Here is a 26,227-nt window from a genome sequence, read left to right as displayed (position 1 = left end):
CCTTTGTTTCATGTTTTGGATAAGGGAGTGACATCTGTATGGAGTATGTAATTGAAATGAGAAATATTCGTAAGGAATTTCCAGGTATTGTCGCGAATGATAACATTACTCTCCAGCTGCAAAAAGGGGAGATTCATGCGCTGCTTGGTGAAAATGGTGCAGGTAAATCAACGCTGATGAACGTGTTATTCGGTCTTTATCAACCAGAGCAGGGTGAGATCCATGTTCGTGGTAAAAAAGTAAACATCACGGATCCGAACATAGCGAACGAGCTTGGTATTGGAATGGTGCACCAACACTTTATGCTAGTTGAAAAGTTTACTATAACCGAAAACATCATTCTTGGAAATGAACCTACCACAAAAGGACAGGTTAACCTTAAAAAGGCTGCTCGGGAAGTCGAATCGATTTCGAAGCAATATGGTTTGGCTGTTGATCCACATGCGAAAATTGAAGATATCTCTGTTGGCATGCAACAGAGAGTCGAAATTTTAAAAACCCTTTATCGCGGTGCAGACATATTGATTTTTGATGAACCTACTGCGGTGTTAACACCTCAAGAGATCAAAGAATTAATCATCATTATGAAAAAACTGATTTCGGAAGGTAAATCGATTATCTTAATTACACACAAGTTGAAGGAAATTATGGAAGTAAGTGATCGCTGTACGGTAATACGCCGTGGCGTAGGAATCGGCACGGTTGATGTTGCGAATACGAACCAGGATGAACTTGCATCAATGATGGTTGGACGCAAAGTGAACTTTTCCATTCAGAAAAAACCTTCAGAGCCGACAACAATTACGCTTGAGATTAAAAACCTTATTGTGGAGGATGCGAGAAAAGTCCCTGCTGTAAATGGAATGAATTTAACAGTCCGTGCAGGTGAAATTGTTGGAATCGCTGGTGTAGATGGTAATGGCCAATCTGAATTAATTGAAGCGATTACTGGACTCCGAAAATCAAAATCCGGTAGCGTCATGCTTAGCGGGAAAGATGTTACGAATTGGAAGCCGCGTCGCGTAACCGAAGGCGGTATTGGACATATTCCACAGGACAGGCATAAGCATGGCCTTGTATTGGATTTTTCTATTGGCGAAAACATGGTCCTTCAGACCTATTATAAAAGGCCTTTCTCAAGAAATGGTATTTTGAACTTTTCTACGATAATGGAAAAAGCAAAATCTCTTATTAAAGAGTACGATGTTCGTACGCCAAGTGAGGCAACCCCGGCACGAGCATTATCTGGTGGAAATCAACAAAAGGCGATTATTGCCCGTGAAATTGATCGTAGCCCTAAACTCCTGATTGCAGCCCAGCCAACCCGTGGACTTGATGTTGGAGCGATTGAATTTATCCACTCGAAATTGGTTGAAGAACGTGATAAAGGAAAGGGTGTCCTCCTGATCTCATTTGAACTCGAGGAAATTATGACCGTAAGCGATCGAATAGCGGTGTTATATGAAGGTGAAATGGTTGCGATTGTGAAGCCTGAAGAGACAACAGAGCAGGAGCTTGGCCTTTTAATGGCTGGAGGAAAGCGTGAAAAGGCTGGTGAAACACCATGACATTTTTAAAGGGGCAATGGTCCGGCATCTGGGTACCGCTACTTTCGGTAGCGCTCGGATTGCTTGTTGGCGGAATTATCATGCTCGTAAGTGGATACAATCCGATTGTAGCTTATGCGGCACTTTTTAATGGTATTTTTTCAAACACCTATGTGCTTGGTGAGACCGTACGTCAAATGACACCTCTCATTCTTTCAGGTTTAGCAGTGGCATTTGCTTTTCGTACAGGGCTTTTCAATATCGGAGTGGAAGGGCAGCTTCTCGTTGGATGGCTTGCTTCTGTATATGTCGGTCTTCAATTCGAAGGGTTGAGTCCCATTGTTCATATTCCATTGGCGGTTATTGCAGCAGCAGTCGCTGGAGCTCTTTGGGCATTTGTACCTGGATTTCTAAAAGCAAGATACCATGTACATGAAGTTATTACGACAATTATGATGAACTATGTTGCGCTACATGTAGTTAATGCTATTATACGAACCTATTTGCTTGCTCCCGGAGAGCGTACCGATCAAATCAATGAATCGGCGTCTCTTCAGTCTGCGTTTCTTGAGTCGATAACTGATTTTTCTCGCCTTCATTACGGCTTTGTAGTTGCGATCATTGGAGCGATAATTATGTGGTTCTTGCTCTGGAAAACGACTATGGGTTACGAACTTCGATCTGTAGGATTTAACAAATATGCTTCTGAGTATGCGGGGATTAACGTACAGCGTAACATTATCCTCTCGATGGTTATTTCTGGAGCGTTTGCCGGTGCGGCTGGTGCAATGGAGGGTCTTGGCACATATGGCTATATGACAGTTATGGCAGACTTTACTGGAGTAGGCTTCGACGGCATAGCTGTTGCACTTCTTGGTGCGAATGGTGCGCTTGGCGTTGTTTTTGCCTCAGCCCTGTTTGGCGGACTTAAAATTGGTGCGCTGAACATGCAATCTGTGGCGCAGGTACCAACCCAGCTTGTTGAAATTGTGATTGCGATGATTATTTTCTTTGTCGCATCCAGCTATTTGATTCACTGGATTAGCAACAGGGTGAACAAAAGGGGGAAAATTTAATGGATTTCATGCAGATTCTTCAGCTCGTTATTCCTGCGGCTATCTTTTCAGCAGCTCCCCTGATTTTCACTGCGCTTGGTGGCGTATTCAGTGAACGGTCAGGTGTTGTTAACATCGGTCTTGAGGGTCTTATGTTGATGGGAGCTTTTACAGGTGCGCTCTTTACGATTCTGGGTGAACAATGGGGGATGGGCGCGGCCTCTCCATGGTTTTCACTCATTATCGCGATTATCGTTGGTATGCTCTTCTCATTGCTCCATGCTGTAGCGAGTATTTCATTCAGGGCCGATCAGGTTGTTAGTGGTGTTGCCCTTAACTTCCTTGCAGCAGGACTTGCCATCTTCCTTGTGAAAAAGATCTTTGATGCAGGTCAAACACCGATTATTCAAGAACGTATTTATAAAACAGATGTGCCTTTACTAAGCGATATTCCTTTCATAGGACCACTGTTTTTCTCAAGTGCTTACTACACTTCTTATATTGCGATTGCGCTTGCCATTTTCGTATGGTGGGTGATCTTTAAAACACCATTTGGTCTTCGTCTCCGATCAGTAGGTGAACACCCGATGGCAGCAGATACAATGGGTATTAACGTAACGAAAATGCGCTACATCGCCGTCATGTTAAGTGGTGGATTTGCCGGTCTTGGTGGAGCTGTTTATGCAACGTCAATCGCTGGTAACTTCAGTCATGCGACCATTTCTGGTCAGGGCTTCATGGCGCTCGCGGCCATGATCTTTGGAAAATGGCATCCGCTTGGTGCGATGGGCGCGGCCTTATTCTTCGGTCTTGCTCAGTCGCTTAGTATTACAGGCCAGCAAATTCCTGGTTTAAAAGAAATTCCAGAAGTTTATCTTCTTATCTCTCCTTATGTTCTCACTATTCTTGCGCTTGCTGGACTTGTGGGAAGAGCGGATGCACCGAAAGCGATCGGACAGCCGTATGAAAAAGGAAAACGATAGGAATGAGAGCTCTCCGCAGAAGCGGAGGGCTTTTTGTTTTGGATAGGTTGTTTCCTGGGAGAGCTCCAATATCTCCGTTTCTAACCGCTCGTCTCTGCTTTTCTTTTAAAAAGTGTTAATTGCTTACACTATTAGACATACTATGGTATAAAGGGGTAAGTATGGCTTTCCTCTGATGGAAGTTAATGGATGAGAAAAGGAGTGAGGTAAATGGCTATTATCCCTCATGAGAAGACCTCGTGCGGTGGTTTAACGCTACATAGGATCCAGACGGATAAATATAAAACGACGACGGTCGTGATGCAATTTAAGGCTCGGTTAACTAAAGAGACGGTTACGAAGCGAGCACTTTTGCCTTATGTGCTACAAAGTGGTACGGGGACGTATCCTTCGTCAAAGGCGATTAGAACCGAGCTTGAGGAATTGTATGGTGCTACGCTTGGTGTTGATCTTGCCAAAAAGGGAGATTTTCATATCATGACGTTTCGAATGGATTTCGCAAATGAGAAATTCCTTTCTGATGACAAACCTCTAATGAAGAAAGTGCTTGGTTTGCTTGCGGATGTTGTTATGAACCCGAAAAAAGGTGATTCAGGCTTTGATTCGTCGATCGTTGAGAAAGAGAAGCGCACAATGAAGCAGCGGATTCAATCGATCTATGATGATAAAATGAGATATTCAAACATGAGATTGACGCAGGAAATGTTTCCTGATGAACCATTTGGGCTTCACGTATATGGAGAAGCTGAACGCGTCGATGACATTACACCTCAAATGCTTTATGACTATTATAAGCAGGTAGCAGCAGAGGATGAAATTGATCTTTATTTTGTCGGTAATTTAGAAGGAATCGATACAGAAGGTCTTGTGCAGGAGCTTTTTCCTTTCAAGGAACGGAGCACAAGGGAATCTGAAACAACCGTAAAAGCGTCGCTTGATATAGAAGAGAAGGAAGTACAGGAAACGCAGGAAATCAAGCAGGGGAAACTTCATATGGGCTTTCGTTCTGGAATTGGATATGTGGATGATGAATACTATGCGCTTCAAGTATTCAACGGCATGTTCGGTGGATTTTCTCATTCGAAATTGTTCCGAAACGTTCGTGAAAAAGAGAGCCTTGCGTACTATGCTGCATCGAGATATGAAAGCCATAAAGGGTTAATCATTGTCATGTCGGGAATTGAGTTTAAAAATTACTCCAAAACTGTTGAAATCATTAAAGAGCAGCTCCTTGCGATGCAAAATGGTGATTTTAATGAAGAGGAAATGAAGCAAACGAAAACAATGATTCGAAATCAGCTGCTTGAAACGGTGGACGATGCAAAAGGCATGGTAGAACTGCTATACCATGGCGTTGTTTCTCGTAAGCTTCGTACGATTGAGGAGTGGCTTGAAGGCATTGAAGGGGTTACGAAAGAACAGATCCTTGCGGTAGCTGAGAGGATTAAGCTCGATACAGTTTATTTCTTAAAAGGGGAGGAGACTTGATCATGAAAACTATTCCATTTGATCAACTACAAGAAACGCTTTATCACCAGACGATGGACAATGGTCTTGATGTGTATGTTCTTCCTAAAAAAGGATTTAATAAAACTTACGCGACTTTCACAACTAAATATGGTTCAGTCGATAATCATTTTATTCCTTTGAATGGGTCAGAGAATGTGCAGGTACCTGATGGCATCGCTCATTTTCTAGAGCATAAACTGTTTGAAAAAGAAGACCGTGACGTGTTTCAGGACTTTAGCAAACAGGGTGCATCATCCAATGCGTTCACCTCGTTTACAAGAACTGCTTATTTGTTCTCAACAACGCAGAACGTCATGAAGAATCTTGAAACCCTTGTTAATTTTGTGCAGGATCCTTATTTTAGCGACCGCAGTGTGGAGAAAGAAAAGGGCATTATCGGGCAGGAAATTGAGATGTATAATGACAATTCTGACTGGCGTGCTTATTTTGGAATCATTGAAAACATGTTCCATCATCACCCGGTGAAGATTGACATTGCAGGTACGGTAGAGTCGATTGCCAAAATTACAAAAGAGTCACTTTATACTTGTTATGATACGTTCTACCATCCTTCAAACATGGTTTTATTTGTAGTTGGAGCAGTAGAACCAAATGAAATTATGTCCTTCGTAGAAAAAAATCAGGCGGCTAAATCATATCAGGATCAACCACCAATTGAACGTTTCTTTGATGAAGAGCCGAAAACGGTTGCTGAAAAGAAAAAGGTTCTCCCAATGTCTGTTCAAGTGGCCAAATGCCTTGTTGGGTTTAAAGAGCCAAATCCAGGACGCCAGGGTCAGGACCTGTTAAAACATGAATTGTCGCTTAATCTTGCGCTCGATTTAATGTTTGGACAAAGCTCCGAGAATTATGAAACGCTCTATAATGAGGGATTAATCGACCAGAGCTTTTCATACGATTTTACGGAAGAAGAAAAGTTTGGCTTCTCGGTGGTTGGAAGCAATACAAGTTCTCCTGATGAACTCGCTGATCGACTATTCAAGATGATCCAAACGTTCCGAAATCATGCTGTTGATGAAGCGAAGCTTGAACGCATTCGTAAGAAGAAAATAGGGAGTTTCTTACGTGCATTGAACTCTCCAGAATTTATTGCGAATCAGTTTACTCGTTACCAATTCAACAACATGGATTTATTTGAAGTGGTACCTATGCTTGAGTCACTTACGGCTAAGGATGTTGAAGAGGCCGTTAAAGAACACTTTGCAGAGGAATCATTTACCGTATGCCAGGTTGTTCCAAAGGCATAAAAGCACCCATACGGGTGCTTTTTTCCATAAAGGGGGGGAGAGATTGGAAATGAAACGTATTTTGGTAACCGGCGCGAGCGGGGGCATTGGTTTAGCTGTGGCAGAACGGTATCTTAGGCAGGGAGATCAGGTTTACGCCCATTACCATTCCAATATTGATTCTATTACAAAGCTGCATCGCGATTATCCTGATGGTAACATAACACCGGTAAAGGCTGATTTAACAGAGAAAAGTGGCTTTAGAGCAATTGTGTCTGAGGTTCCTTCAATAGACACCCTTATTTTAAATGCCGGGAATAGCTTTATCGGATTATTAACAGATATGAGTGAAGAGGATATTGATGACATGATTAGCCTTCATTTAACATCTTCCATTAAGCTTGCAAGGTACTACACGAAAGAGATGGTTCAAAAGAAAAAAGGGTCGATTGTTGTGGTATCATCAGTATTCGGTCTAACTGGAGCTTCATGTGAAGCCGTGTATTCCTCTGTCAAAGGCGGTTTAAATGCATTCGTGAAAGGACTTGCGAAAGAGCTTGGTCCGAGTGGAATTCGCGTCAATGCAGTTGCACCTGGCTACATTGCTACTCCAATGAATGAGGAAATTACAGGAGATGATGAGCAGGTGCTAATCGATGAGATTCCACTCGGGCGCCCAGGTAAACCGGGTGAGGTTGCATCACTCATTTCATTTCTCGATTCTAATGAAGCGTTATACATAAGCGGCCAGGTGATTTCAATTGATGGGGCCTGGCAGTAAGAAATCAATGCATAAAGTGATTCCCTTCGTGACATCATATAGGTGATGACTTGATAAAGGAGGGACTTAGATGTCTGTACTAGATAATTTTGATTCGTGGAAAGGTTTCTTGCATGATCGCCTTAACCAGGGTGAGGAGCAAGGACTTTCTCAAGAAGTTGTCTCAGATGTTGCATTCCAGATTGGCGGATATCTCGCTGATGGTGTGAAAGCGAAAAATGAGCAAGAACAGTTGCTTGCAGATTTATGGCACGTAGCAAGTCAAGAAGAACAGCATGCCATTGCAAATATGATGGTTAAGCTTGTTCAAAACGAAAGATAATCGATTAAAAAGAAGGGAGATCAAAACCCTTCTTTTTTTATGTAAATGTACAGATAAGTAAGAAAAGTGTACAAAATCACACTTCATCTCTTTTATACTCATTGAAAATCATTTATGATAAAGGAACATAGGAAATTTGTGGTTGAAGGAGTTGGCATATGGAAAAAAAAGAATGGTACCTTGAATACGAAATCCATAAGAACAGGCCGGGTCTTCTTGGAGACGTTGCTTCGTTGTTAGGGATGCTTGGAATCAATATTATTACGATTAACGGTGTTGATGATATGAGAAGGGGACTGCTTCTTCTCGTTGATGATATTGAACAAATTGAACGCCTTGAATCAATACTAAACACGATGGATAATATTACAATTACTAAGATGCGAGAGCCAAAACTACGTGATCGACTTGCCGTTCGTCACGGCAGATACATTCAACGCGACGCTGATGATAAGAAAACATTTCGATTTATTAGAGATGAGCTAGGTCTTCTTGTCGATTTTCTTGCAGAAATTTTTAAACAGGATGGCCATAAATTAGTGGGCATTCGCGGAATGCCCCGTGTTGGAAAGACGGAGTCAATTGTCGCTTCAAGCGTATGTGCGAACAAACGCTGGGTGTTTCTATCCTCTACTATGCTGAAACAAACTGTCAGAACACAAATTGCTGATGATGAATTAAACAGTGATCATATCTTTCTTATTGATGGAATTGTATCGGCAAGAAGGGCGTCTGAGCGGCACTGGCAGGTCTTACGGGACATTATGAGACTACCTGCAACGAAGGTTGTCGAACATCCTGATATATTTGTTCAAGAAACAGAGTATACGATGAACGATTTTGATTATATAATTGAATTGCGAGATGATCCGGAAGAAGAAATTACATATCAGGTGATTGAAAATCAGGCTTCAGGATTCTCAAGCTTAGACTTTAACTAATTGGTAGGTGTTTTTCATTGACAGAGCTAGGTCAACGATTGAAAGAAGCTCGAAATGATAAGGGATTATCCATCGAGGAAATTCAGTCCATTACAAAGATTCAGAAGCGCTATCTTCATGCAATAGAAGAGGGAAATTACGAACTGCTTCCAGGTAATTTTTATACGCGTGCATTTATTAAAAACTATGCGGAAGCAGTTGGCTTGAGCGGAGAAGATCTGCTCGATGAGCATGCTTCTGAAATTCCAAAAGCAACATTGGATGTGCCTGAAAATCTTCCGCCGAGAAAGATGAGAACCCCAGGTAAATCATCGTCATCATCAAAATGGTCTTCACTGATGCCGTCGATCCTAGTGGTGCTCTTGATTATCGGTGTGGCAGCCTTGATCTGGTATGTGGTTCAAAGTGGTGATCAGGAAACAAGCAAGACTGCTTCTACAAACCAGGCAGAGGAACAGGTTTCAAGCGATGAAAACAGCAGTGACGTCCCGGCATCAGATGCAGTTTCTGATACAGAGAAGTCTGAAGAAGCGGCAGAACCGAAGGAAGAGGAAGCGGCTACTGAAGAAAAACCTGCTGAAGAAGAAACTACAGAAGAAGTGCCAGATGAAAAGCCGGAAATGGCTATAAAGAAAGTAAAAAGCAATACTGGGAGTTCTACTTTTGAAATCACTAATACTGATCAGTTTGAAGTAAAGCTTCAAGCTACTGGCGGCAGTTGGGTCGCATTAACCGGTGCAAGCGATAAGAAATACGTGTATGAAAGTCTTGGAAAAGGCAAAGAAGTGACGCAGAACCTTTCAAGTGAATCATCTGCAACGTTGCGACTTGGCAGCTCGCCGAACATTAACGTGTTTGTAAACGGTGAGAAAATCGATATTCCTAAGGAACCTGTAGTCCAGAATGTAACGTTTAACTTCAAGAAAGCCGAGTAGTGAGCGTGGGGGTCATCTTTTTGGGATGGCTCCTTTTCTTTCGTCCGATACTGGCGAAGTTTTCCTTTCTGCATGATTCAATCAATGATAGAATAGAATACGATTTAATGGCTTGGATTTGTTAGTTGTATAATGCGATTGTTGGCGCCTATGTCCAGTGAGAAAGAAACGAGTAAATGAGCCAACAATCAACACCGCCTAACAGATCTAATGTGTTAAATGATCTTGAGGAGGAACATATGTGAATTTACCTAATAAAATTACAGTATCCCGCATTTTTTTAATCCCTGTATTCCTCATTTTTCTACTTGCGCCAATTCCACTTGGAGAAACGGAGATTGCAGGTACCGTTTTATTAAACTCTCATCTTATAGCGACTGCGATCTTTATTTTCGCTTCTGTGACTGACTGGATCGATGGCTACATCGCAAGAAAGCATAACCTTGTAACGAACCTTGGTAAATTTCTTGATCCGCTGGCAGATAAGCTGCTTGTTACTTCAGCATTTGTTTCTCTTGTTGAGCTTGGTGCTGCACCTGCCTGGATCATTGTTGTGATTTTAAGCCGTGAGTTCGCGGTAACAGGCATCAGGCTTGTTGCTTCTTCAGAGGGAGAAGTGCTTGCTGCAAGCAACCTTGGGAAGTTGAAAACATGGATACAAATCATCGCCATCATTGCACTCTTAATCGAGAATGTCCCTTTTGAAGCAATTGGTTTTCCGTTTGCGACAATTTCTCTGTGGGCGGCTCTTATTATTACAGTGTATTCAGGCTGGGACTACTTTTATAAAAACCGTTCCGTCTTGCTTAAATCTCGCTAGCGTTATTCCGGGGAACAGATCATTCTGTTCCTTTTTGAAACCTTAAAAATGGAACGAATTGGGCATTTTTCCGGCTGTGTTAAGACGCTTTCTTATACGTAGAGTGGAATCCAATGTATAATATAAGGAGAAGAGTCACGAACTGGCTGGTGAACCTGAATGAGGGTTTGAATGAAAGGGATGTATGATATATGAACGCAGAGATTATTGGTATTGGTTCAGAGCTTTTGCTTGGACAAATCGCAAACACGAATGCCCAATTTATATCAACAAGATTGGCCGATCTAGGCATTAATGTCTTCTATCATACAGTAGTTGGAGATAACCATGAGCGTTTTAAGCAGGTCATTAAAACAGCGGAATCAAGATCAGATTTATTGATTTTTACTGGTGGGCTTGGTCCAACTAAAGATGATTTAACAAAAGAAACCATTGCTGAAACGCTTGATCGTAAACTTGTTTACAACGAGGATGCAATGAATACGATTCAGGCGTTTTATACAAAAACGGGTGCTCACATGTCTGAGAATAATCGTAAGCAAGCTCTCGTTATCGACGGTGCAGAAGTTCTCCGCAACGACAATGGGATGGCTCCCGGAATGGCTCTTACAGCTAATGAGCGAACATACATGTTATTCCCTGGACCGCCTAAGGAACTTTACCCAATGTTCACAAATTATGCGGAACCTTATTTGCTCAATCAAATGAAGTTTGGGGATACCATTTTCTCACGCGTGCTTCGTTTCTTTGGTATTGGAGAATCCAGGCTTGAAACTGAGCTTGAAGATTTAATCGATACTCAAACGAATCCTACGATCGCGCCGCTTGCTGGTGATTGGGAAGTAACCCTGCGCCTGACTGCAAAAGCTGACTCAAAAGCTGAAGCAGAAAAGCTCATTGATCAAACCGAGCAACAGATTCAAAAGCGTGTAGGACAATTTCTTTACGGCTATGATGCCACCACGCTTGCAAAAGAAGCCTTTTCTATGCTAGAGAAAAAGAAATGGACGATTTCAACAGCGGAAAGCCTCACCGGAGGAATGTTCAGTCAACAGCTGACAGATCTTCCCGGAGCATCATCTCTTTTTTATGGAGGGGTTGTGTGTTACTCTAACCAAGTAAAGCGAGAGGTCGGCGTAACAAAAGAAACGCTCGATACTTACGGCGCCGTTAGTGAAGAATGTGCGATTGAACTTGCCAGAAGTGTGAGAGCGAAATATAAGACAGATGTCGGCATCAGTTTCACCGGCGTAGCGGGTCCTGATCCTGATGAGGGGAAGGAGCCGGGTACAGTGTTCATTGGGGTGGCATCCCCTTCTTTCGAGAAAGTGATTTCACTTAAACTTGCTGGAAACCGTGATGCCATTCGCAAACGAGCAGTGAAACATGGATTTAATACATTATTGAAGTTAGAAAGGTGAATTATGGACGTATGAAGAATTTCGAAGACTTTGCATTATCCAATGAAGTAAAAAAAGCCGTTCTTGAACTTGGTTTTAAAGAACCGACACCAATTCAGGAAAAAGCACTTGAACCGATTCTAGAGGGAAGAGATATGATCGGTCAGGCACAAACTGGAACAGGGAAAACAGCCGCTTTTGGCATTCCCGTAATTGAGAAAGTAAAGAAAATTGGAGGTCCTGAAGCGATCATACTGACGCCAACACGGGAGCTTGCGATGCAGGTAGCAATTGAGCTTCAGAAGCTTTCAAAATACAAAGGGTTAAATGTGCTCGCGGTTTATGGCGGTGAACCAATTTACCATCAAATTCGTGCTCTTAAGAGGGGCGTCAATATCGTCGTCGGAACACCGGGCCGTATGCTTGATCATCTAAAGCGAAAAACGCTTCGCACAGAAAACGTTCATACAGCCATTCTTGATGAAGCAGATGAAATGCTCGACATGGGCTTTATTGATGATATTGAACTTATTTTTAAACAGCTCCCTGTTGAACGGCAATCGTTGCTTTTCTCAGCTACAATCCCTGCGCCGATTCGGAAACTTTCAGGAAAATATCTAAAGAACCCGATTACGATCTCTGTTTCAAAAGGAGACGTGACAGCCGATACGGTCGAGCAGGTTTACTACCGTACATTTGAAAGTGATAAATTTGATACGCTCTGTCGCGTTATTGAGAATGAATCCATCCGTCTTGGCATCATTTTTACTAAAACAAAGAAAGGTGCGTCTCAGCTTACGGAGTCACTAAAGAAACGTGGCTATCGTGCTGAAGAACTCCATGGTGATTTAACACAGCAACAGCGTTCTAAAGTAATGAATTTATTCAGACGCTCTCAAATCAACTTCCTCGTTGCAACGGATATTGCTGCAAGGGGAATTGACGTTGCCCATGTGAGTCACGTCATCAATTATGATATCCCTGAAGATCCAGAGCGTTATGTACACCGAATTGGACGTACCGGACGTGCGGGGAATAAAGGCGTTGCCCTGACACTTGTAACACCTAAAGATATGCGTTTCTTACAGTCTATCGAATCGAAAATCAAGTTAAATCTTTCGGCAGAGCCACTTCAGGATGAAACGATCGATCTTGATAACATTGTAAAATCTGTTGAAAAGCAGCTTAAAACGCAAAAAGCCGATTCATCAGTTCGTGAAACCTCAGAGCTTCTTCTTGCGAAATATGATGCTCATGCACTTGTGCAGGCGTTTTTGGAAAATGCGATTCAAGAAAAGCAGAATACCACACCATCTGAGTATAACTTTGGTGAGACCGGAGGCCAGAATGGCATGGTCCGTTTCTTCCTTAATGTGGGTCGTAACATTGACCTTCATCCGAAGAAACTTCATAGCGAGCTTTCAACAATGGCTGGTATTGACTCTGATTCCGTTGGACGAATTGACATTTTTGAAAAGTTCTCGTTCTTCGAAATTCAGGAAGATGTTGCGCCGTTCGTATATGAAGCGCTTCGAGCTAGTGGTATTGATGGTAAATCAATCCACTTAGAACCAGCTAAACCCCAAAAAAGCAGAGTTTAAGAAGAAAGATGATCAGCTCAAAGGGATGCGAGCTGATCGTTCTTTATGAAAACCCCCTTCGTTTTAGGAAGGAAGGTAGATAGGTCTGTCAATAGGCATGAAAAATAAAAAAAGACGAATAAATGTTCGGTTTTCTGTTGGCAAATCAATTAAAAAGAGATATGATAGTGATAGCTTAATAACGAGGAGGAATTCATTCGTGAGTGATCGCAAAGCTGCCTTAGATATGGCATTAAGACAAATAGAAAAACAATTTGGTAAAGGTTCAATTATGAAGCTAGGCGAACAAGCCGAGCAGAGAGTTTCAACCATTTCCAGTGGTTCACTGGCTCTTGACATTGCTCTTGGTGTGGGTGGATATCCACGTGGCCGTGTAATCGAAGTATATGGACCTGAATCTTCAGGTAAAACGACTGTAGCCCTTCACGCTATCGCGGAAGTACAGCGTAACGGAGGCCAGGCTGCCTTTATTGATGCGGAGCATGCTCTTGATCCGGTATATGCAGAAAGACTGGGGGTTAACATTGATGAGCTATTGTTATCCCAACCTGATACAGGTGAACAGGCACTTGAGATTGCTGAAGCTCTTGTTCGCAGTGGTGCTGTTGATATGGTTGTTGTTGACTCCGTAGCAGCTCTTGTTCCAAAAGCTGAGATCGAAGGGGAAATGGGAGACGCTCACGTTGGTTTGCAAGCGCGTTTAATGTCCCAGGCGCTTCGTAAGCTTTCTGGTGCAATTAACAAATCAAAGACAACAGCGGTCTTTATTAACCAGATTCGTGAGAAAGTCGGGGTTATGTTCGGTAACCCAGAGACGACCCCTGGCGGGCGTGCCCTCAAATTCTATGCATCTGTTCGATTGGAAGTTCGTCGCGCAGAAACATTGAAGCAGGGTAACGATATGGTTGGTAACAAGACCCGTATTAAAGTTGTTAAAAATAAAGTTGCCCCTCCATTCAAGCAAGCTGAAGTTGATATCATGTACGGTGAAGGTATATCAAAACAGGGTGAGATTCTTGATATTGGTTCAAACCTGGAAATCGTTCAGAAGAGCGGCTCATGGTTCTCATTTGAAGGTGAGCGTTTAGGACAAGGTCGTGAGAATGCGAAACAATTCTTGAAAGAAAACCCTGCCATTGAAGCTGAAATTGAAGGTCGCGTTCGTGCCCATCATAACCTTGATGCAGACAAAAAAACGGATGAGACAGCAGCTGCAAAGGATTCGCTTCTTCCTGAAGAAGAATAAGGGATAAGCTATGAAAAGTCGGTCACATGGACCGGCTTTTTCTGTAGCTACATAGGTTTTGAGATAAAGATTTACCTCTTCTGGCAGGAGCTGTAAGAGGTTAAACAGGTAGAGCGGGAGAAGAAAAGCCCATGGTTGAGGGCCTCGTTTTTCACTGATTTACATGTGAAAAAAAGAGAAATAGAGAGATATTCAAAGGGATATTGCCTCTATGTGCTCTCTTGACAACCTTTACGCTGAAAGATACAATATTAATTGTATAATTATAATTTTCTAGAATTATACTTTACATCTAACTAGTGACATGTGCTGGATTGAAATCTTGCAAGTGGTACAAAGAACTAACATGACAGCAAACCAACAAGTTGATAGCAGGAGGAGGTGAGTTCGATGGATATAATGATCATCATCTCCACTATGCTGGTCTCTGCAGTCGTCGGAGCAGTTGTTGGATTTCTTGTTCGCAAAACGATTGCTGAAGCGAAAATCTCCAGTGCAGAATTGGAAGCGCAACGGATTATCAAAGAAGGTAAAAACGACGCGGAAGCTTTGAAAAAGGAAGCTATGCTTGAAGCGAAGGACGAGAATCATAACCTTCGTGTTGAGGCTGAGCGTGAAATTCGTGAACGCAGAAACGAGTTACAAAAACAAGAGAATCGTTTGGTACAAAAAGAAGAGGTCCTTGATCGTAAAAGTGAGACTCTTGATAAAAAAGAGGATTCCCTCGAAAGAAGAGAGGACGCTCTCACCAAAAAACAACGACAAATTGAAGAGATGGAAGGCAAAGTGGAGGAGTTGCTTCAAGAGCAGCAACAGGAACTTCAGCGGATTTCCGGCCTTACGAGGGAAGAAGCGAAGCAGATCATCTTCCGTGAAAGCGAGCAGGAGCTGGAGCATGAGCTTGCGCAAATGGTTAAAGAGCGTGAGAACTATGCAAAAGAAGAAGCTGATAAGAAAGCGAGAGAAGTATTGTCGCTTGCGATTCAGCGCTGTGCAGCTGATCATGTAGCAGAAACAACGGTTTCCGTTGTTAACCTGCCAAATGACGAGATGAAGGGTCGGATCATTGGTCGTGAGGGCCGAAACATTCGAACTCTTGAAACGCTTACGGGGATTGACTTGATTATCGATGATACACCAGAGGCAGTTATCCTGTCCGGTTTTGATCCGATTCGAAGAGAAATCGCACGTAATGCCCTGGATAAACTCGTACAGGATGGAAGAATTCACCCTGCACGAATTGAAGAAATGGTTGAGAAATCACGCAGGGAAGTGGATGAGTACATCCGCGAAGTTGGAGAACAATCCACATTTGAAATTGGAGTTCATGGACTCCACCCGGATCTCATTAAGATTCTGGGACGTTTGAAATTCCGTACAAGTTATGGACAAAATGTATTGAAGCATTCGATGGAAGTTGCTTATTTAACAGGACTTATGGCAGCGGAGCTCGGTGAAGATGTACAGCTTGCGAGACGTGCTGGTCTTCTTCACGATCTTGGTAAAGCAATTGACCACGAAGTTGAAGGTAGCCACGTTGAAATCGGCGTTGAGCTTGCAACGAAGTACAAAGAGCATCCAGTAGTGATAAATGCAATTGCATCTCACCACGGTGATACAGAAGCAACATCTGTCATTTCGACGCTTGTGGCAGCAGCCGATGCATTGTCAGCTGCACGTCCGGGAGCACGTCGTGAGACGCTAGAAACGTATATTCGTCGTCTGGAGAAGTTAGAAGAGATTTCTGAGTCATTCGAAGGTGTCGAGAAATCATTCGCGATTCAAGCGGGTCGAGAAATCAGGATCATGGTTAAGCCTGATCTTGTCGATGACGTCTCCTCTTATCGTCTTGCACGAGAAATTACAAAGAAAATCGAAAATGAGCTGGACTACCCTGGGCACATTAAAGTCACGGTCATTCGTGAAACAAGGGCAGTTGAGTATGCAAAATAAAGCGATGCCACGTGCATCGCTTTATTTAATTCTAGCCGTTTCATAAATACGTACGGTTTAAGACTGAAATCAGAGATTGGAGTATCAGTATGCAAATCTTATTTATAGGAGACGTCGTTGGCTCTCCTGGTCGCAACATGATATCGACTTATTTACCGAGATTAAAACGAAAGTACAAACCAACATTTACTATTGTGAATGGTGAAAATGCAGCGAGCGGTCGTGGCATTACAGAGAAAATATACCGAGGTTTCCTCGAAGCAGGTGCACAAGTGATTACGATGGGGAACCATACGTGGGATAATCGCGAGATCTTTGAGTTTATTGACCGCGCTCCGAAGCTCGTTAGACCAGCGAATTTCCCTGAGGGTACACCGGGAAATGGCTCCACAATCGTAAATATTAATGGTGTTGAAGTTGGCGTCATCAATTTGCAGGGTAGAACTTTCTTGCCTGCGATTGACGATCCATTTCGAAAGGCTGATGAGCTGGTTGAAGAAATGAGGGAACGAACTCCTGTTATCTTCGTAGATTTTCATGCTGAAACAACAAGTGAGAAGCAGGCGATGGGCTGGTATCTTGATGGAAGAGTAACTGCGGTAGTGGGCACACATACGCATGTGCAAACAGCAGATGAACGTATTTTACCAGGCGGAACAGCGTACCTGACTGACGCTGGCATGACTGGACCATACGATGGAATTTTGGGTATGGAACGCGAAGCTGTCATTAAGAAGTTTCTCACAACGATGCCTGTCAGGTTTGAAGTGACTAAAGGTCGGGAACAACTTAGTGGGGTCTTTTTAACATTGGATCCAAAAACTGGTAAGGCGAAAAAGATCGAACGAATTGCGATTAATGAAGACCATCCATTCTACGATTAAGTTTCGAATGTTTTGAAAATTTGGCAGAAGGGCAGGAATACAAGCTTCTAATAAGGAATATAGTCTAGAGTGGTAATGGATGATCAAATTAAGGAGGGGCTATAAAAATGGATATATTAAAAGTTTCAGCAAAATCCAATCCTAATTCTGTAGCTGGTGCACTTGCTGGCGTCCTTAGGGAACGCGGGAATGCCGAAATTCAAGCGATTGGAGCAGGTGCACTAAATCAGGCTGTGAAGGCAGTAGCCATCGCAAGAGGGTTTGTAGCACCCAGTGGCGTTGACCTCATTTGTATCCCTGCTTTCACTGATATCTTAATAGATGGTGAAGAGCGTACCGCAATTAAACTTATTGTAGAGCCTCGCTAATTCATTCCTCCAAAAAACCTGTTTGTTCTTACAAACAGGTTTTTATACGTTATATTCAGCTCGACCATGGTACTGATGAACCTCAAAAATACATTACAATAAAGACATTAGGAGGCCAATGATGAACGTATATGATGCGCACTGTGATGTGCTATGTAAGATGTGGCAGGATCCGTCGCTATCTTTTGAAAATGGAGTCGGACTTCACACAAACCTTGAACAAATGAGAAAATCAGGAGCGAAATTTCAAATGTTTGCGATATACGTACCAGAAAGTGTACCCGAGTCGGCGAAGTTTGATTGTGCGCTAGATATGGTCGATATTTTCCATGAAAAAGTCATTAAACCTTATGATGAAGTGCTCCCAGTTTATTCGAAGGAAGAGGTTGAGAACCTTCCTGACGGGAAAATCGGGGTAATGTTGACTCTTGAAGGCTGTGATGCGATCGGGAAAGACGTGGTCAGACTTAAGACGCTGATTCGCCTCGGTGTCAGGTCGGTAGGTCTTACCTGGAATTACGGTAATGCCACAGCAGATGGGATACTGGAGTCAAGAGCCGCCGGATTATCTGATTTTGGAAAGCGGGTGGTTGACTTACATAACCAGCATCGCATCTGGACGGATGTGTCTCATCTCTCCGTCAGAGCATTCTGGGACGTCATCGATCAGGGGCGTTACGTCATCGCTTCTCATTCCAATGCGAAGGCGATTTGTACTCATCCGAGAAACCTTGATAATCACCAGCTAACTGCCTTAATTGAAAAAGATTCCCTCATTGGAGTGACGTTTGTTCCCAAATTTTTGCGGAATGATCGAAATGCAGGCATTTCAGATATCATTCACCATATTGAGCACATTTGTAGTCTTGGGGGAGTTAATAATATAGGAATTGGTTCAGACTTCGATGGAATTGATCAGGTGCCTGCGGGGCTTGAGCGCTATGACCATTATCCACGCTTGATTGAGGAGCTTCTCAAGTACTATAGCCATGATCAAGTAGAAGGGTTTGTAGGTGGAAATCTTCTCGCACGGATTCCTGGTTAAGTAAGAATTTAGTAATAGTCCTTCGATTGAGCAGGGAATCTTAATCCTATTTCGAACTAGTAATATAAGCAAGGGGTTTCAGGTACTAGATGAGAAAGGGTGGGACGTTATGATCGAACAACTTTCGTGGAAAGTTGGAGGACAGCAGGGGGAAGGAATTGACAGCACCGGAGAGATATTCGCAATAGCACTGAATCGTCTCGGGTACTATTTATATGGTTATCGCCATTTTTCGTCCCGCATTAAAGGTGGGCATACGAATAACAAAATTCGTGTCAGCACAAAAGAAGTTCGTTCTGTTTCAGATGATCTTGATATGTTAATTGCATTTGACCAGGAAACAATTGATGTGAATGCGCACGAGCTCCATAGCGGTGGCATTATTATTGGAGATGCAAAATTTAAGCCCGAAAAGCCAGAAGGCTGTCAGGCAACGCTAGTTAGCATCCCATTCACCGAAATCGCTACGGAACTTGGTACTTCATTAATGAAGAATATGGTCGCCATAGGCGCAACCAGTGCTGCCCTTGGCATTGATACGTCAACTTACCAGAATGTTGTTGAAGAGATTTTTGGAAGAAAAGGTGAAAAAGTTGTTACGAACAACATGGAAGCGATCCAGCGTGGAGCTGATGCTTTTATAGAATCAGAAGGGAGAGGGGTTCGAGCGCTATCTCTTGAAAAAGCTGATGGTAAAAATCGCATGTTCATGATTGGCAACGACGCCATCGCGCTTGGTGCCCTCGCTGCAGGTGCGAGACTTATGGCTGCCTACCCGATCACACCTGCTTCAGAAATTATGGAATACTTGATTAAAAAACTGCCGGAGTTTGGCGGTACGGTCATTCAAACGGAGGACGAGATTGCTGCAGCAACGATGGCGATCGGATCGAACTATGCTGGAGTCCGTACGCTAACGGCCTCTGCTGGTCCCGGGTTATCCCTTATGATGGAAGCGATTGGACTATCAGGAATAACGGAAACTCCTTTGGTCATTATCGATACCCAGCGAGGTGGACCGAGTACTGGTCTACCGACAAAGCAGGAGCAGTCGGATCTACTCGCGATGATTTATGGAACACATGGTGAAATTCCTAAAATCGTCATTGCGCCAAGTACGGTAGAAGAAGCTTTCTATGATGCGATCGAGGCGTTTAATTTAGCAGAAGAATACCAGTGTCCAGTTATCTTACTGTCTGATTTGCAACTTTCACTCGGGAAGCAAACAGTAGAACCTCTGGATTATCATAAGATCGAGATAAGGAGAGGGAAGCTTAATGCTTCTGAGATACAAGAGCGAGAAGACAAATCCTATTTTAAACGGTTTGAGGTAACGGATGATGGGGTGTCAAATCGAGTCATTCCAGGAACGAAAAACGGTATTTTCCATGTGACTGGTGTTGAGCATGATGAGACTGGCAAACCTTCTGAAGTACCACAAAACCGGAAAGATCAGATGGAAAAGCGTCTTCGAAAAGTCCATAATCTATCGTTTCCGGTGCCGATCTATAAACGAGAAAACCATGAAAAACCGGATCTCCTGCTAGTTGGTTTTAACTCGACGAGGGGAAGTATAGAAGAAGTGATACCTCGTCTAGAGAAGGACGGAATTAAAGTTAACCATGCTCAAATTCGCCTAGTTCATCCATTTCCATCAGATGAATTAAAGCCATTGCTTGATGCAGCGAAAAAGGTGGTCGTTGTTGAACATAATGCGACAGGTCAGCTCGCAAGTCTAGTGAAAATGAATGCAGGCTATGCTGAAAAGATTACTAGCTTGCTAAAGTATGATGGAAACCCATTCCTGCCAGGTGATATTCATCAACAATGCAAGGAGATGTTAGCGAATGGCTACATTTAAAGATTTTCGTAACCAGGTAAAACCAAACTGGTGTCCGGGGTGCGGTGATTTCTCTGTGCAAGCTGCGATACAACGTGCTGCGGCAAACGTAGGGCTTGAACCAGATGACCTTGCAGTTGTGTCTGGAATCGGCTGTTCAGGAAGAATTAGCGGGTACATTAATGCGTACGGTTTCCACGGTATCCACGGTCGTTCACTTCCGATTGCGCAGGGTGTGAAAATGGCAAACCGGGATCTAACTGTCATTGCTTCCGGTGGCGATGGTGATGGATTTGCAATCGGAATGGGCCACACGATTCATGCGATGAGACGGAACATTGACGTAACGTATATTGTCATGGACAATCAAATCTATGGACTGACGAAAGGTCAGACGTCTCCAACAAGTGCTGAAGGATTTAAAACAAAAAGTACGCCTTCTGGGTCAATTGAATCCTCGCTTTCCATAATGGAGCTTGCTCTTTCAAGTGGCTGTGGCTTTCTGGCACAGAGCTTTTCAACCGATTTAAAAGACCTTGTCTCGATCATTGAGCAGGGAATTCAGCATAAAGGTTTTTCTTTGATTAACGTATTCAGCCCGTGTGTCACCTTTAACAAGGTAAACACGTATGACTGGTTCAAACAAAACCTTGTGAGCCTGAAGGAAATTGAAGGGTATGATCCAACAAATCGTATGATCGCGATGCAGACCCTGATGGAGCACAACGGACTGGTGAAAGGACTCATCTATCACAATCCAACCAAACCATCGTATCAGGAATCAGTAAGAGGCTACAGTGATGAAGCTTTATCAAAACAGGACCTGACCCTGCCTGAAGAAAAATTCACAGAATTAATGGCTGAATTTATGTAAATCCTATTCTTGGCCCTCCAGACAGTGGAGGGTCTTTTTTGGGCGTGATACAAATCCATAAATAAAACTATAAGTGTCCGTGTGTGGAGGATGAATCAGCTTTACGCAAACTGGGATAAATGATAATATGGTTGTGTTATCAGTGTTTATTGCTAGTTTCTGAAAAGTGAGGTGTACGCCGTGGAAGGAAAGATGAGAGCGATTGTGAAGAGCGAGCGTGGAATAGGCGCTCAATTACAAACGGTTAATATTCCACTAATTAATGATAATGAAGTATTGATTCAAGTGAAGGCCACATCCATTTGCGGGACGGATGTACATATTTACACATGGGATGAGTGGTCACAAAGTCGCGTCAATCCTCCATATGTGTTCGGACATGAATTCGCGGGTGTTGTTGTAGAAAAAGGGCAGAACGTCACGAATCTAGAAATTGGCGATCATGTGTCTGCCGAAACGCATATTGTATGTAACCATTGTCCACAGTGTTTAACAGGTAAGTTTCATATTTGTGAAAATACAAAAATTATAGGTGTTGACACAGACGGCTGTTTTGCAGAGTATGTTGCACTTCCTTCTCAAAATATCTGGAAAAATCCTGAATCGTTATCATTTGATGTTGCAAGTGTTCAAGAGCCAATGGGGAATGCGGTGCATACTGTTCTTGCAGGGGACGTTGCTGGGAAGACAGTAGCGATTATAGGCTGTGGTCCAATAGGGATTATGGCAGTTGGTGTGGCCAAAGCGGCCGGGGCGTCTCAAGTAATTGCGCTTGACTTAAATGACTATCGACTTAATCTTGCAAAAGATATGGGCGCTACAACGACGATTAACTCAAGAAATGAAGATCCGCTTCAAGTTGCCAAAGAACTAACAAATGGACACGGAGTTGACGTGGTTTGTGAAATGTCAGGTCATCCGATCGCGATGAACCAGGGCTTTAAAATGGTTACAAACGGTGGACGCGTTTCTATTCTTAGTTTACCAGTGCGTCCTGTTGAAATTGACGTTACAAATGACATTGTTTTTAAAGGCATTACCGTGCAAGGGATTACTGGAAGAAAAATGTTTGAAACATGGCGTCAAGTATCCGGTCTATTGCAGTCAGGACAGGTCGATGTTGAGCCAATAATCACGCATCATTTCCCGCTTGAAGACTTTGAAAAAGGCTTCGAATTAATGATTGAAGGTAAATGTGGTAAGGTAGTGTTACATCCATAAGGCTCTGAGCCTTTACATAAAAGAGGAGGCCAATCAATGAAAGGTTTTGAATATCTCCAGGAAGAGCTCGATCAGATGCAGGAGGAAGGCGTATTTCGTAACCTGATTCCACTTGAATCAGCACAAGGATCACGTGTAACGATTAAAGGTAAAAATGTGATTCAACTTTCATCGAATAACTATCTTGGACTTACGGACCACCCGAAAATGAAAGAGGCAGCGATTGATGCTGTCGAAAAGTACGGAGCGGGGACAGGTTCTGTTCGTACAATCGCAGGTACTTTATCGATGCATGAACAGTTTGAAGAAAAGCTTGCGAAGTTCAAGCACACTGAAGCAGCACTTGTGCTTCAATCCGGGTTTGCTACAAACCAGGCCGTTCTCTCAGCGATCTTAACAAAAGAAGATGTCGTGATTTCCGATGAATTAAACCATGCATCGATCATTGATGGCATTCGACTTACGAAAGCTGGTCGCCGCATTTATAAGCATACGGATATGGAAGATCTTGAAAAAGCGCTTCAAGAGACTCAGGATTATCGGACACGCCTTGTTGTAACAGACGGTGTCTTTTCGATGGACGGTAACATTGCGCCACTTACAGAAATTGTTGAGCTTTGTGAAAAGTATGATGCACTCGTAATGGTTGATGATGCCCATGCAAGTGGGGTACTTGGTGAAAACGGTCGCGGAACAGTTGATCATTTCGGACTGAATGGTCGTGTCCATATCCAAGTTGGTACTTTAAGTAAAGCGATTGGCGTACTCGGTGGCTATATTGCAAGCACGAAAACACTTCGTGACTACTTAATTCATAAAGGCCGCCCATTCCTATTTAGTACATCACATCCACCGGCAGTAACAGCAGCTTGCTCTGCAGCGATTGATGTTCTCGTGGAAGAGCCTGAGTTGATTGAAAAGTTATGGAACAACACCAAATTCTTTAAAGCAGGTTTGGAAAAACTTGGCTTTAATACAGGCATTAGCGAAACGCCAGTTACACCTGTTATTATCGGTGACGAAGCAATGACGCATAAATTTTCAGATAAGCTGTTTGAGAATGGTGTCTTTGCTCAAGGAATCGCATTCCCGACGGTTGCGAAAGGGAAGGCTCGCGTGAGAACAATCGTTACAGCTCAACATTCCAGAGAAGAACTCCAAGAAGCACTGGATGCATTTGAAAAGTCCGCAAAGGAACTTGGCATACTTTAAGTGATGAGAGAGGAGGAGCAATCCTTCTCTCCTTTTTGCGTGGAAATAGAAAAGAGTTTGACACAAAAAGCATGTTCAACTTGTAAGGCTCCAGCGCTTGTCGGGCCTAAACGGACGCTTGCGCTTTTCTAACATTCATTGCTTAAATGTTATGAACCCCTTATAATAAAGGAATGTCCATTTGTTACAAAATTCTAATTAACCTTGAAGGATAACGGATAAAACGAAGGCTTTCTTTTATAAGGTTAAAAGCCATGTTTTTCTAAGTTTAGGAGCATCATGCTCTTTTTCATAGCAGGGTCATCCTTTAATTGGAAAGGAGTCGAACGACATGAACGAACAGCAGCGGTTAGATTCGCAATTGAACGTAAAGAAAACAGAGAAAACGACGGAAGATTTTGCGAAATATTTTCAAACAACGTATCAGGCACCCAATTTAAAGGATGCCAAACGACGTGGTAAAGAAAATGTGAATGTTCATTATGATTTTGAGATCCCTGAGAACATTAAACATCTTGGGAAAGATAAAAAATTCCTGATTCGAACATATGGCTGCCAAATGAATGAACACGATACAGAAGTGATGGCCGGTATTTTTGAGGAAATGGGTTATGAAGCAACAACGCAGGTGGAAGAGGCAGATGTTGTTCTTCTAAACACGTGTGCAATTCGTGAGAACGCGGAAAACAAAGTGTTTGGCGAACTCGGTCACTTGAAACCTTTGAAAATGGAAAATCCTAATCTGATCATCGGAGTATGCGGGTGTATGTCACAGGAAGAATCTGTGGTCAATCGCATCATGCAAAAGCACCAATTCGTTGACTTGATCTTTGGCACTCATAATATTCATCGCCTCCCCGAATTAATGGAGCAGGCTGTGTTCGGAAAAGAAATGGTGATGGAAGTCTGGTCTAAAGAAGGCGATATCATTGAAAATCTTCCTAGAACAAGAAAAGGTGAAATCAAAGCCTGGGTTAATATTATGTACGGATGCGACAAGTTCTGTACATATTGCATCGTCCCTTATACCCGAGGAAAGGAACGAAGCCGCAGACCAGATGATATCATTCAGGAAGTGCGTCACCTGGCTGCGAAGGGCTATAAAGAAGTAACGCTTCTAGGACAGAATGTAAACGCCTACGGGAAAGATTTAGAGGATATGAATTACGGTCTTGGCGACTTAATGAATGAGATTCATAAAATTGATATTCCGAGGGTTCGCTTTACGACAAGTCATCCGCGTGATTTTGATGATCGCCTTGTCGAAGTGCTCGGTCAGGGTGGGAACCTAGTTGATCACATTCATCTACCGGTCCAGAGCGGAAGCAATGAGGTTCTAAAACTTATGAACCGCCGCTACACGCGTGAGACGTATCTTGAACTAGTAGACAAGATTAAAAAAGTGATGCCTGAAGCAACGTTTACTACGGATATTATTGTTGGTTTTCCAAATGAAACCGATGAGCAATTCGAGGAAACGATTCAGCTTGTGAAAGAAGTAGAGTTCGATAGTGCATACACGTTTATCTACTCTCAGCGTGACGGTACACCTGCTGCTAAAATGCAAGATAACGTTCCGATGGAAGTGAAAAAAGAGCGTCTTCAGCGTTTGAATGCTCTTGTGAATGAAATGGCAGCAAAAAACAATGCCGTTTTTGAAGGTGAAATCGTAGAAGTGCTCGTTGAAGGGGAAAGTAAGAAAAACCCGGACGTGCTTGCAGGTTATACACGCAAAAACAAGGTCGTCAATTTCAGGGCGCCAAAATCATTAGTTGGTCAATTGGTTCAAGTGAAGATCACGAAAGCGAAAACGTGGTCCCTTGATGGAGAATATATCGAAAATACGGCAGAGGTGAATGTATAATGATAACGAGATTAGAAGTTATTGCAAAAGCAAAAGATCTGGCAAAGCTTGTTTCTGAAACAGAAGAGGTTGATTTCTTCAAGCGTGCCGAAGAAAAAATTAACGGCAACAAAAAAGTACAGAGTCTAATTGCTCGCATAAAGCTTGAACAGAAAGAAGCCGTTAATCTTCAACACTATAACAAACATGAAGCGTTAAAAGAAAAAGACGAACGCATTGATAACTTGATGCAACAGCTAGATGAAATTCCTGTCGTGCAGGAATTCAAACGTTCACAGTCAGATGTGAACGATCTACTTCAACTTGTAGCGAACACAATTTCAAACACAGTAACAGATGAAATCATTGAGTCAACTGGTGGGAACGTCCTTGAAGGTACAACAGGATCAACCCAACAGGGACCTGGATGTAAGTAAGCTTAAAGTCGGGAGATGATCCCGGCTTTTTTTATTTAAAAGCTAAAATAAATTTCATTCACCGTACTTTTTTTTAAAGAAAATTTCAAAAGGTTGTAAAGCATTGGACATTAAGGTCATAGACTGATAGTGGAACAGCCTTGCAAAAGTGAAACTTCCATCT

The 26,227-nt window shown here is 42.8% G+C and carries 23 protein-coding genes; all 23 read left to right on the top strand.

The window, feature by feature from the left end; translation table 11 throughout:
• Positions 1 to 38: 38 nt before the first annotated feature.
• The 23 genes from ABFG93_RS02120 to ABFG93_RS02010 all read left to right on the top strand — a co-directional run bounded on the left by ABFG93_RS02120 (position 39) and on the right by ABFG93_RS02010 (position 26,064).
• A complete protein-coding gene (locus ABFG93_RS02120) occupies positions 39 to 1,568 on the top strand; it encodes an ABC transporter ATP-binding protein (protein WP_347550327.1) in 1,530 nt (509 codons plus the stop codon).
• On the top strand, positions 1,565 to 2,623 hold the full coding sequence (locus ABFG93_RS02115) for an ABC transporter permease (RefSeq protein ID WP_347550326.1): 1,059 nt from the start codon (positions 1,565 to 1,567) through the stop codon (positions 2,621 to 2,623). Before ABFG93_RS02120 ends, ABFG93_RS02115 begins: the two co-directional genes overlap by 4 nt.
• Positions 2,623 to 3,585, top strand: coding sequence for an ABC transporter permease (locus ABFG93_RS02110; RefSeq protein ID WP_347550325.1), 963 nt, complete (start codon positions 2,623 to 2,625; stop codon positions 3,583 to 3,585). Before ABFG93_RS02115 ends, ABFG93_RS02110 begins: the two co-directional genes overlap by 1 nt.
• Before the next feature lie 210 nt (positions 3,586 to 3,795).
• A complete protein-coding gene (yfmF, locus tag ABFG93_RS02105; RefSeq protein ID WP_347550324.1) occupies positions 3,796 to 5,073 on the top strand; it encodes an EF-P 5-aminopentanol modification-associated protein YfmF in 1,278 nt (425 codons plus the stop codon).
• Positions 5,074 to 5,075: 2 nt separating this feature from the next.
• Positions 5,076 to 6,362 carry an EF-P 5-aminopentanol modification-associated protein YfmH gene (yfmH, locus tag ABFG93_RS02100; RefSeq protein ID WP_347550323.1) on the top strand — a complete coding sequence of 429 codons (1,287 nt, stop codon included), beginning with the start codon at positions 5,076 to 5,078 and terminating at the stop codon, positions 6,360 to 6,362.
• 49 nt (positions 6,363 to 6,411) lie between these two features.
• Complete coding sequence (gene ymfI / locus ABFG93_RS02095) at positions 6,412 to 7,122, top strand: elongation factor P 5-aminopentanone reductase (protein WP_347550322.1); 711 nt, start codon at positions 6,412 to 6,414, stop codon at positions 7,120 to 7,122.
• A 70-nt stretch (positions 7,123 to 7,192) separates the two neighbouring features.
• On the top strand, positions 7,193 to 7,444 hold the full coding sequence (locus tag ABFG93_RS02090) for a DUF3243 domain-containing protein (RefSeq protein ID WP_347550321.1): 252 nt from the start codon (positions 7,193 to 7,195) through the stop codon (positions 7,442 to 7,444).
• Positions 7,445 to 7,602: 158 nt separating this feature from the next.
• Positions 7,603 to 8,385, top strand: coding sequence for a YmfK family protein (locus ABFG93_RS02085; RefSeq protein ID WP_347550320.1), 783 nt, complete (start codon positions 7,603 to 7,605; stop codon positions 8,383 to 8,385).
• Between the two features lie 17 nt (positions 8,386 to 8,402).
• Positions 8,403 to 9,320 (top strand): helix-turn-helix domain-containing protein, encoded by a 918-nt coding sequence (locus ABFG93_RS02080; RefSeq protein WP_347550319.1) that lies wholly within the window; start codon positions 8,403 to 8,405, stop codon positions 9,318 to 9,320.
• Between the two features lie 241 nt (positions 9,321 to 9,561).
• Positions 9,562 to 10,140: a CDP-diacylglycerol--glycerol-3-phosphate 3-phosphatidyltransferase gene (gene pgsA, locus ABFG93_RS02075; protein WP_347550318.1), complete on the top strand. Its 579-nt coding sequence runs from the start codon at positions 9,562 to 9,564 to the stop codon at positions 10,138 to 10,140.
• A 191-nt stretch (positions 10,141 to 10,331) separates the two neighbouring features.
• Complete coding sequence (locus ABFG93_RS02070; protein ID WP_347550317.1) at positions 10,332 to 11,561, top strand: competence/damage-inducible protein A; 1,230 nt, start codon at positions 10,332 to 10,334, stop codon at positions 11,559 to 11,561.
• A gap of 11 nt (positions 11,562 to 11,572) precedes the next feature.
• Positions 11,573 to 13,141, top strand: a complete 1,569-nt coding sequence (locus ABFG93_RS02065) for a DEAD/DEAH box helicase (RefSeq protein ID WP_347550316.1) — start codon at positions 11,573 to 11,575, stop codon at positions 13,139 to 13,141.
• Positions 13,142 to 13,340: 199 nt separating this feature from the next.
• A complete protein-coding gene (recA, locus tag ABFG93_RS02060; protein ID WP_347550315.1) occupies positions 13,341 to 14,387 on the top strand; it encodes a recombinase RecA in 1,047 nt (348 codons plus the stop codon).
• A gap of 390 nt (positions 14,388 to 14,777) precedes the next feature.
• A complete protein-coding gene (gene rny / locus ABFG93_RS02055) occupies positions 14,778 to 16,340 on the top strand; it encodes a ribonuclease Y (RefSeq protein ID WP_347550314.1) in 1,563 nt (520 codons plus the stop codon).
• A gap of 89 nt (positions 16,341 to 16,429) precedes the next feature.
• Positions 16,430 to 17,224, top strand: coding sequence for a TIGR00282 family metallophosphoesterase (locus ABFG93_RS02050; protein ID WP_347550313.1), 795 nt, complete (start codon positions 16,430 to 16,432; stop codon positions 17,222 to 17,224).
• A 107-nt stretch (positions 17,225 to 17,331) separates the two neighbouring features.
• Positions 17,332 to 17,592, top strand: coding sequence for a stage V sporulation protein SpoVS (spoVS, locus tag ABFG93_RS02045; RefSeq protein WP_044391806.1), 261 nt, complete (start codon positions 17,332 to 17,334; stop codon positions 17,590 to 17,592).
• 121 nt (positions 17,593 to 17,713) lie between these two features.
• Complete coding sequence (locus ABFG93_RS02040) at positions 17,714 to 18,637, top strand: dipeptidase (protein ID WP_347552726.1); 924 nt, start codon at positions 17,714 to 17,716, stop codon at positions 18,635 to 18,637.
• Positions 18,638 to 18,746: 109 nt separating this feature from the next.
• Positions 18,747 to 20,498, top strand: coding sequence for a 2-oxoacid:acceptor oxidoreductase subunit alpha (locus ABFG93_RS02035; protein WP_347550312.1), 1,752 nt, complete (start codon positions 18,747 to 18,749; stop codon positions 20,496 to 20,498).
• Positions 20,485 to 21,351 (top strand): 2-oxoacid:ferredoxin oxidoreductase subunit beta, encoded by an 867-nt coding sequence (locus ABFG93_RS02030; RefSeq protein ID WP_347550311.1) that lies wholly within the window; start codon positions 20,485 to 20,487, stop codon positions 21,349 to 21,351. Before ABFG93_RS02035 ends, ABFG93_RS02030 begins: the two co-directional genes overlap by 14 nt.
• 180 nt (positions 21,352 to 21,531) lie before the next feature.
• On the top strand, positions 21,532 to 22,572 hold the full coding sequence (gene tdh, locus ABFG93_RS02025) for an L-threonine 3-dehydrogenase (protein WP_347550310.1): 1,041 nt from the start codon (positions 21,532 to 21,534) through the stop codon (positions 22,570 to 22,572).
• 36 nt (positions 22,573 to 22,608) lie between these two features.
• Entirely contained in the window at positions 22,609 to 23,784 is a 1,176-nt protein-coding gene (locus ABFG93_RS02020; RefSeq protein ID WP_347550309.1) for a glycine C-acetyltransferase, read from the top strand.
• A gap of 331 nt (positions 23,785 to 24,115) precedes the next feature.
• Positions 24,116 to 25,648: a tRNA (N6-isopentenyl adenosine(37)-C2)-methylthiotransferase MiaB gene (gene miaB / locus ABFG93_RS02015; protein ID WP_347550308.1), complete on the top strand. Its 1,533-nt coding sequence runs from the start codon at positions 24,116 to 24,118 to the stop codon at positions 25,646 to 25,648.
• Positions 25,648 to 26,064 (top strand): RicAFT regulatory complex protein RicA family protein, encoded by a 417-nt coding sequence (locus ABFG93_RS02010; protein WP_347550307.1) that lies wholly within the window; start codon positions 25,648 to 25,650, stop codon positions 26,062 to 26,064. Before miaB ends, ABFG93_RS02010 begins: the two co-directional genes overlap by 1 nt.
• Positions 26,065 to 26,227: the final 163 nt, after the last annotated feature.

This window comes from Pseudalkalibacillus hwajinpoensis, from assembly GCF_039851965.1.
Taxonomy (GTDB): Bacteria; Bacillota; Bacilli; order Bacillales; family Guptibacillaceae; genus Guptibacillus; species Guptibacillus hwajinpoensis_E.
This window is presented reverse-complemented; position numbering and strand designations above follow the sequence as displayed.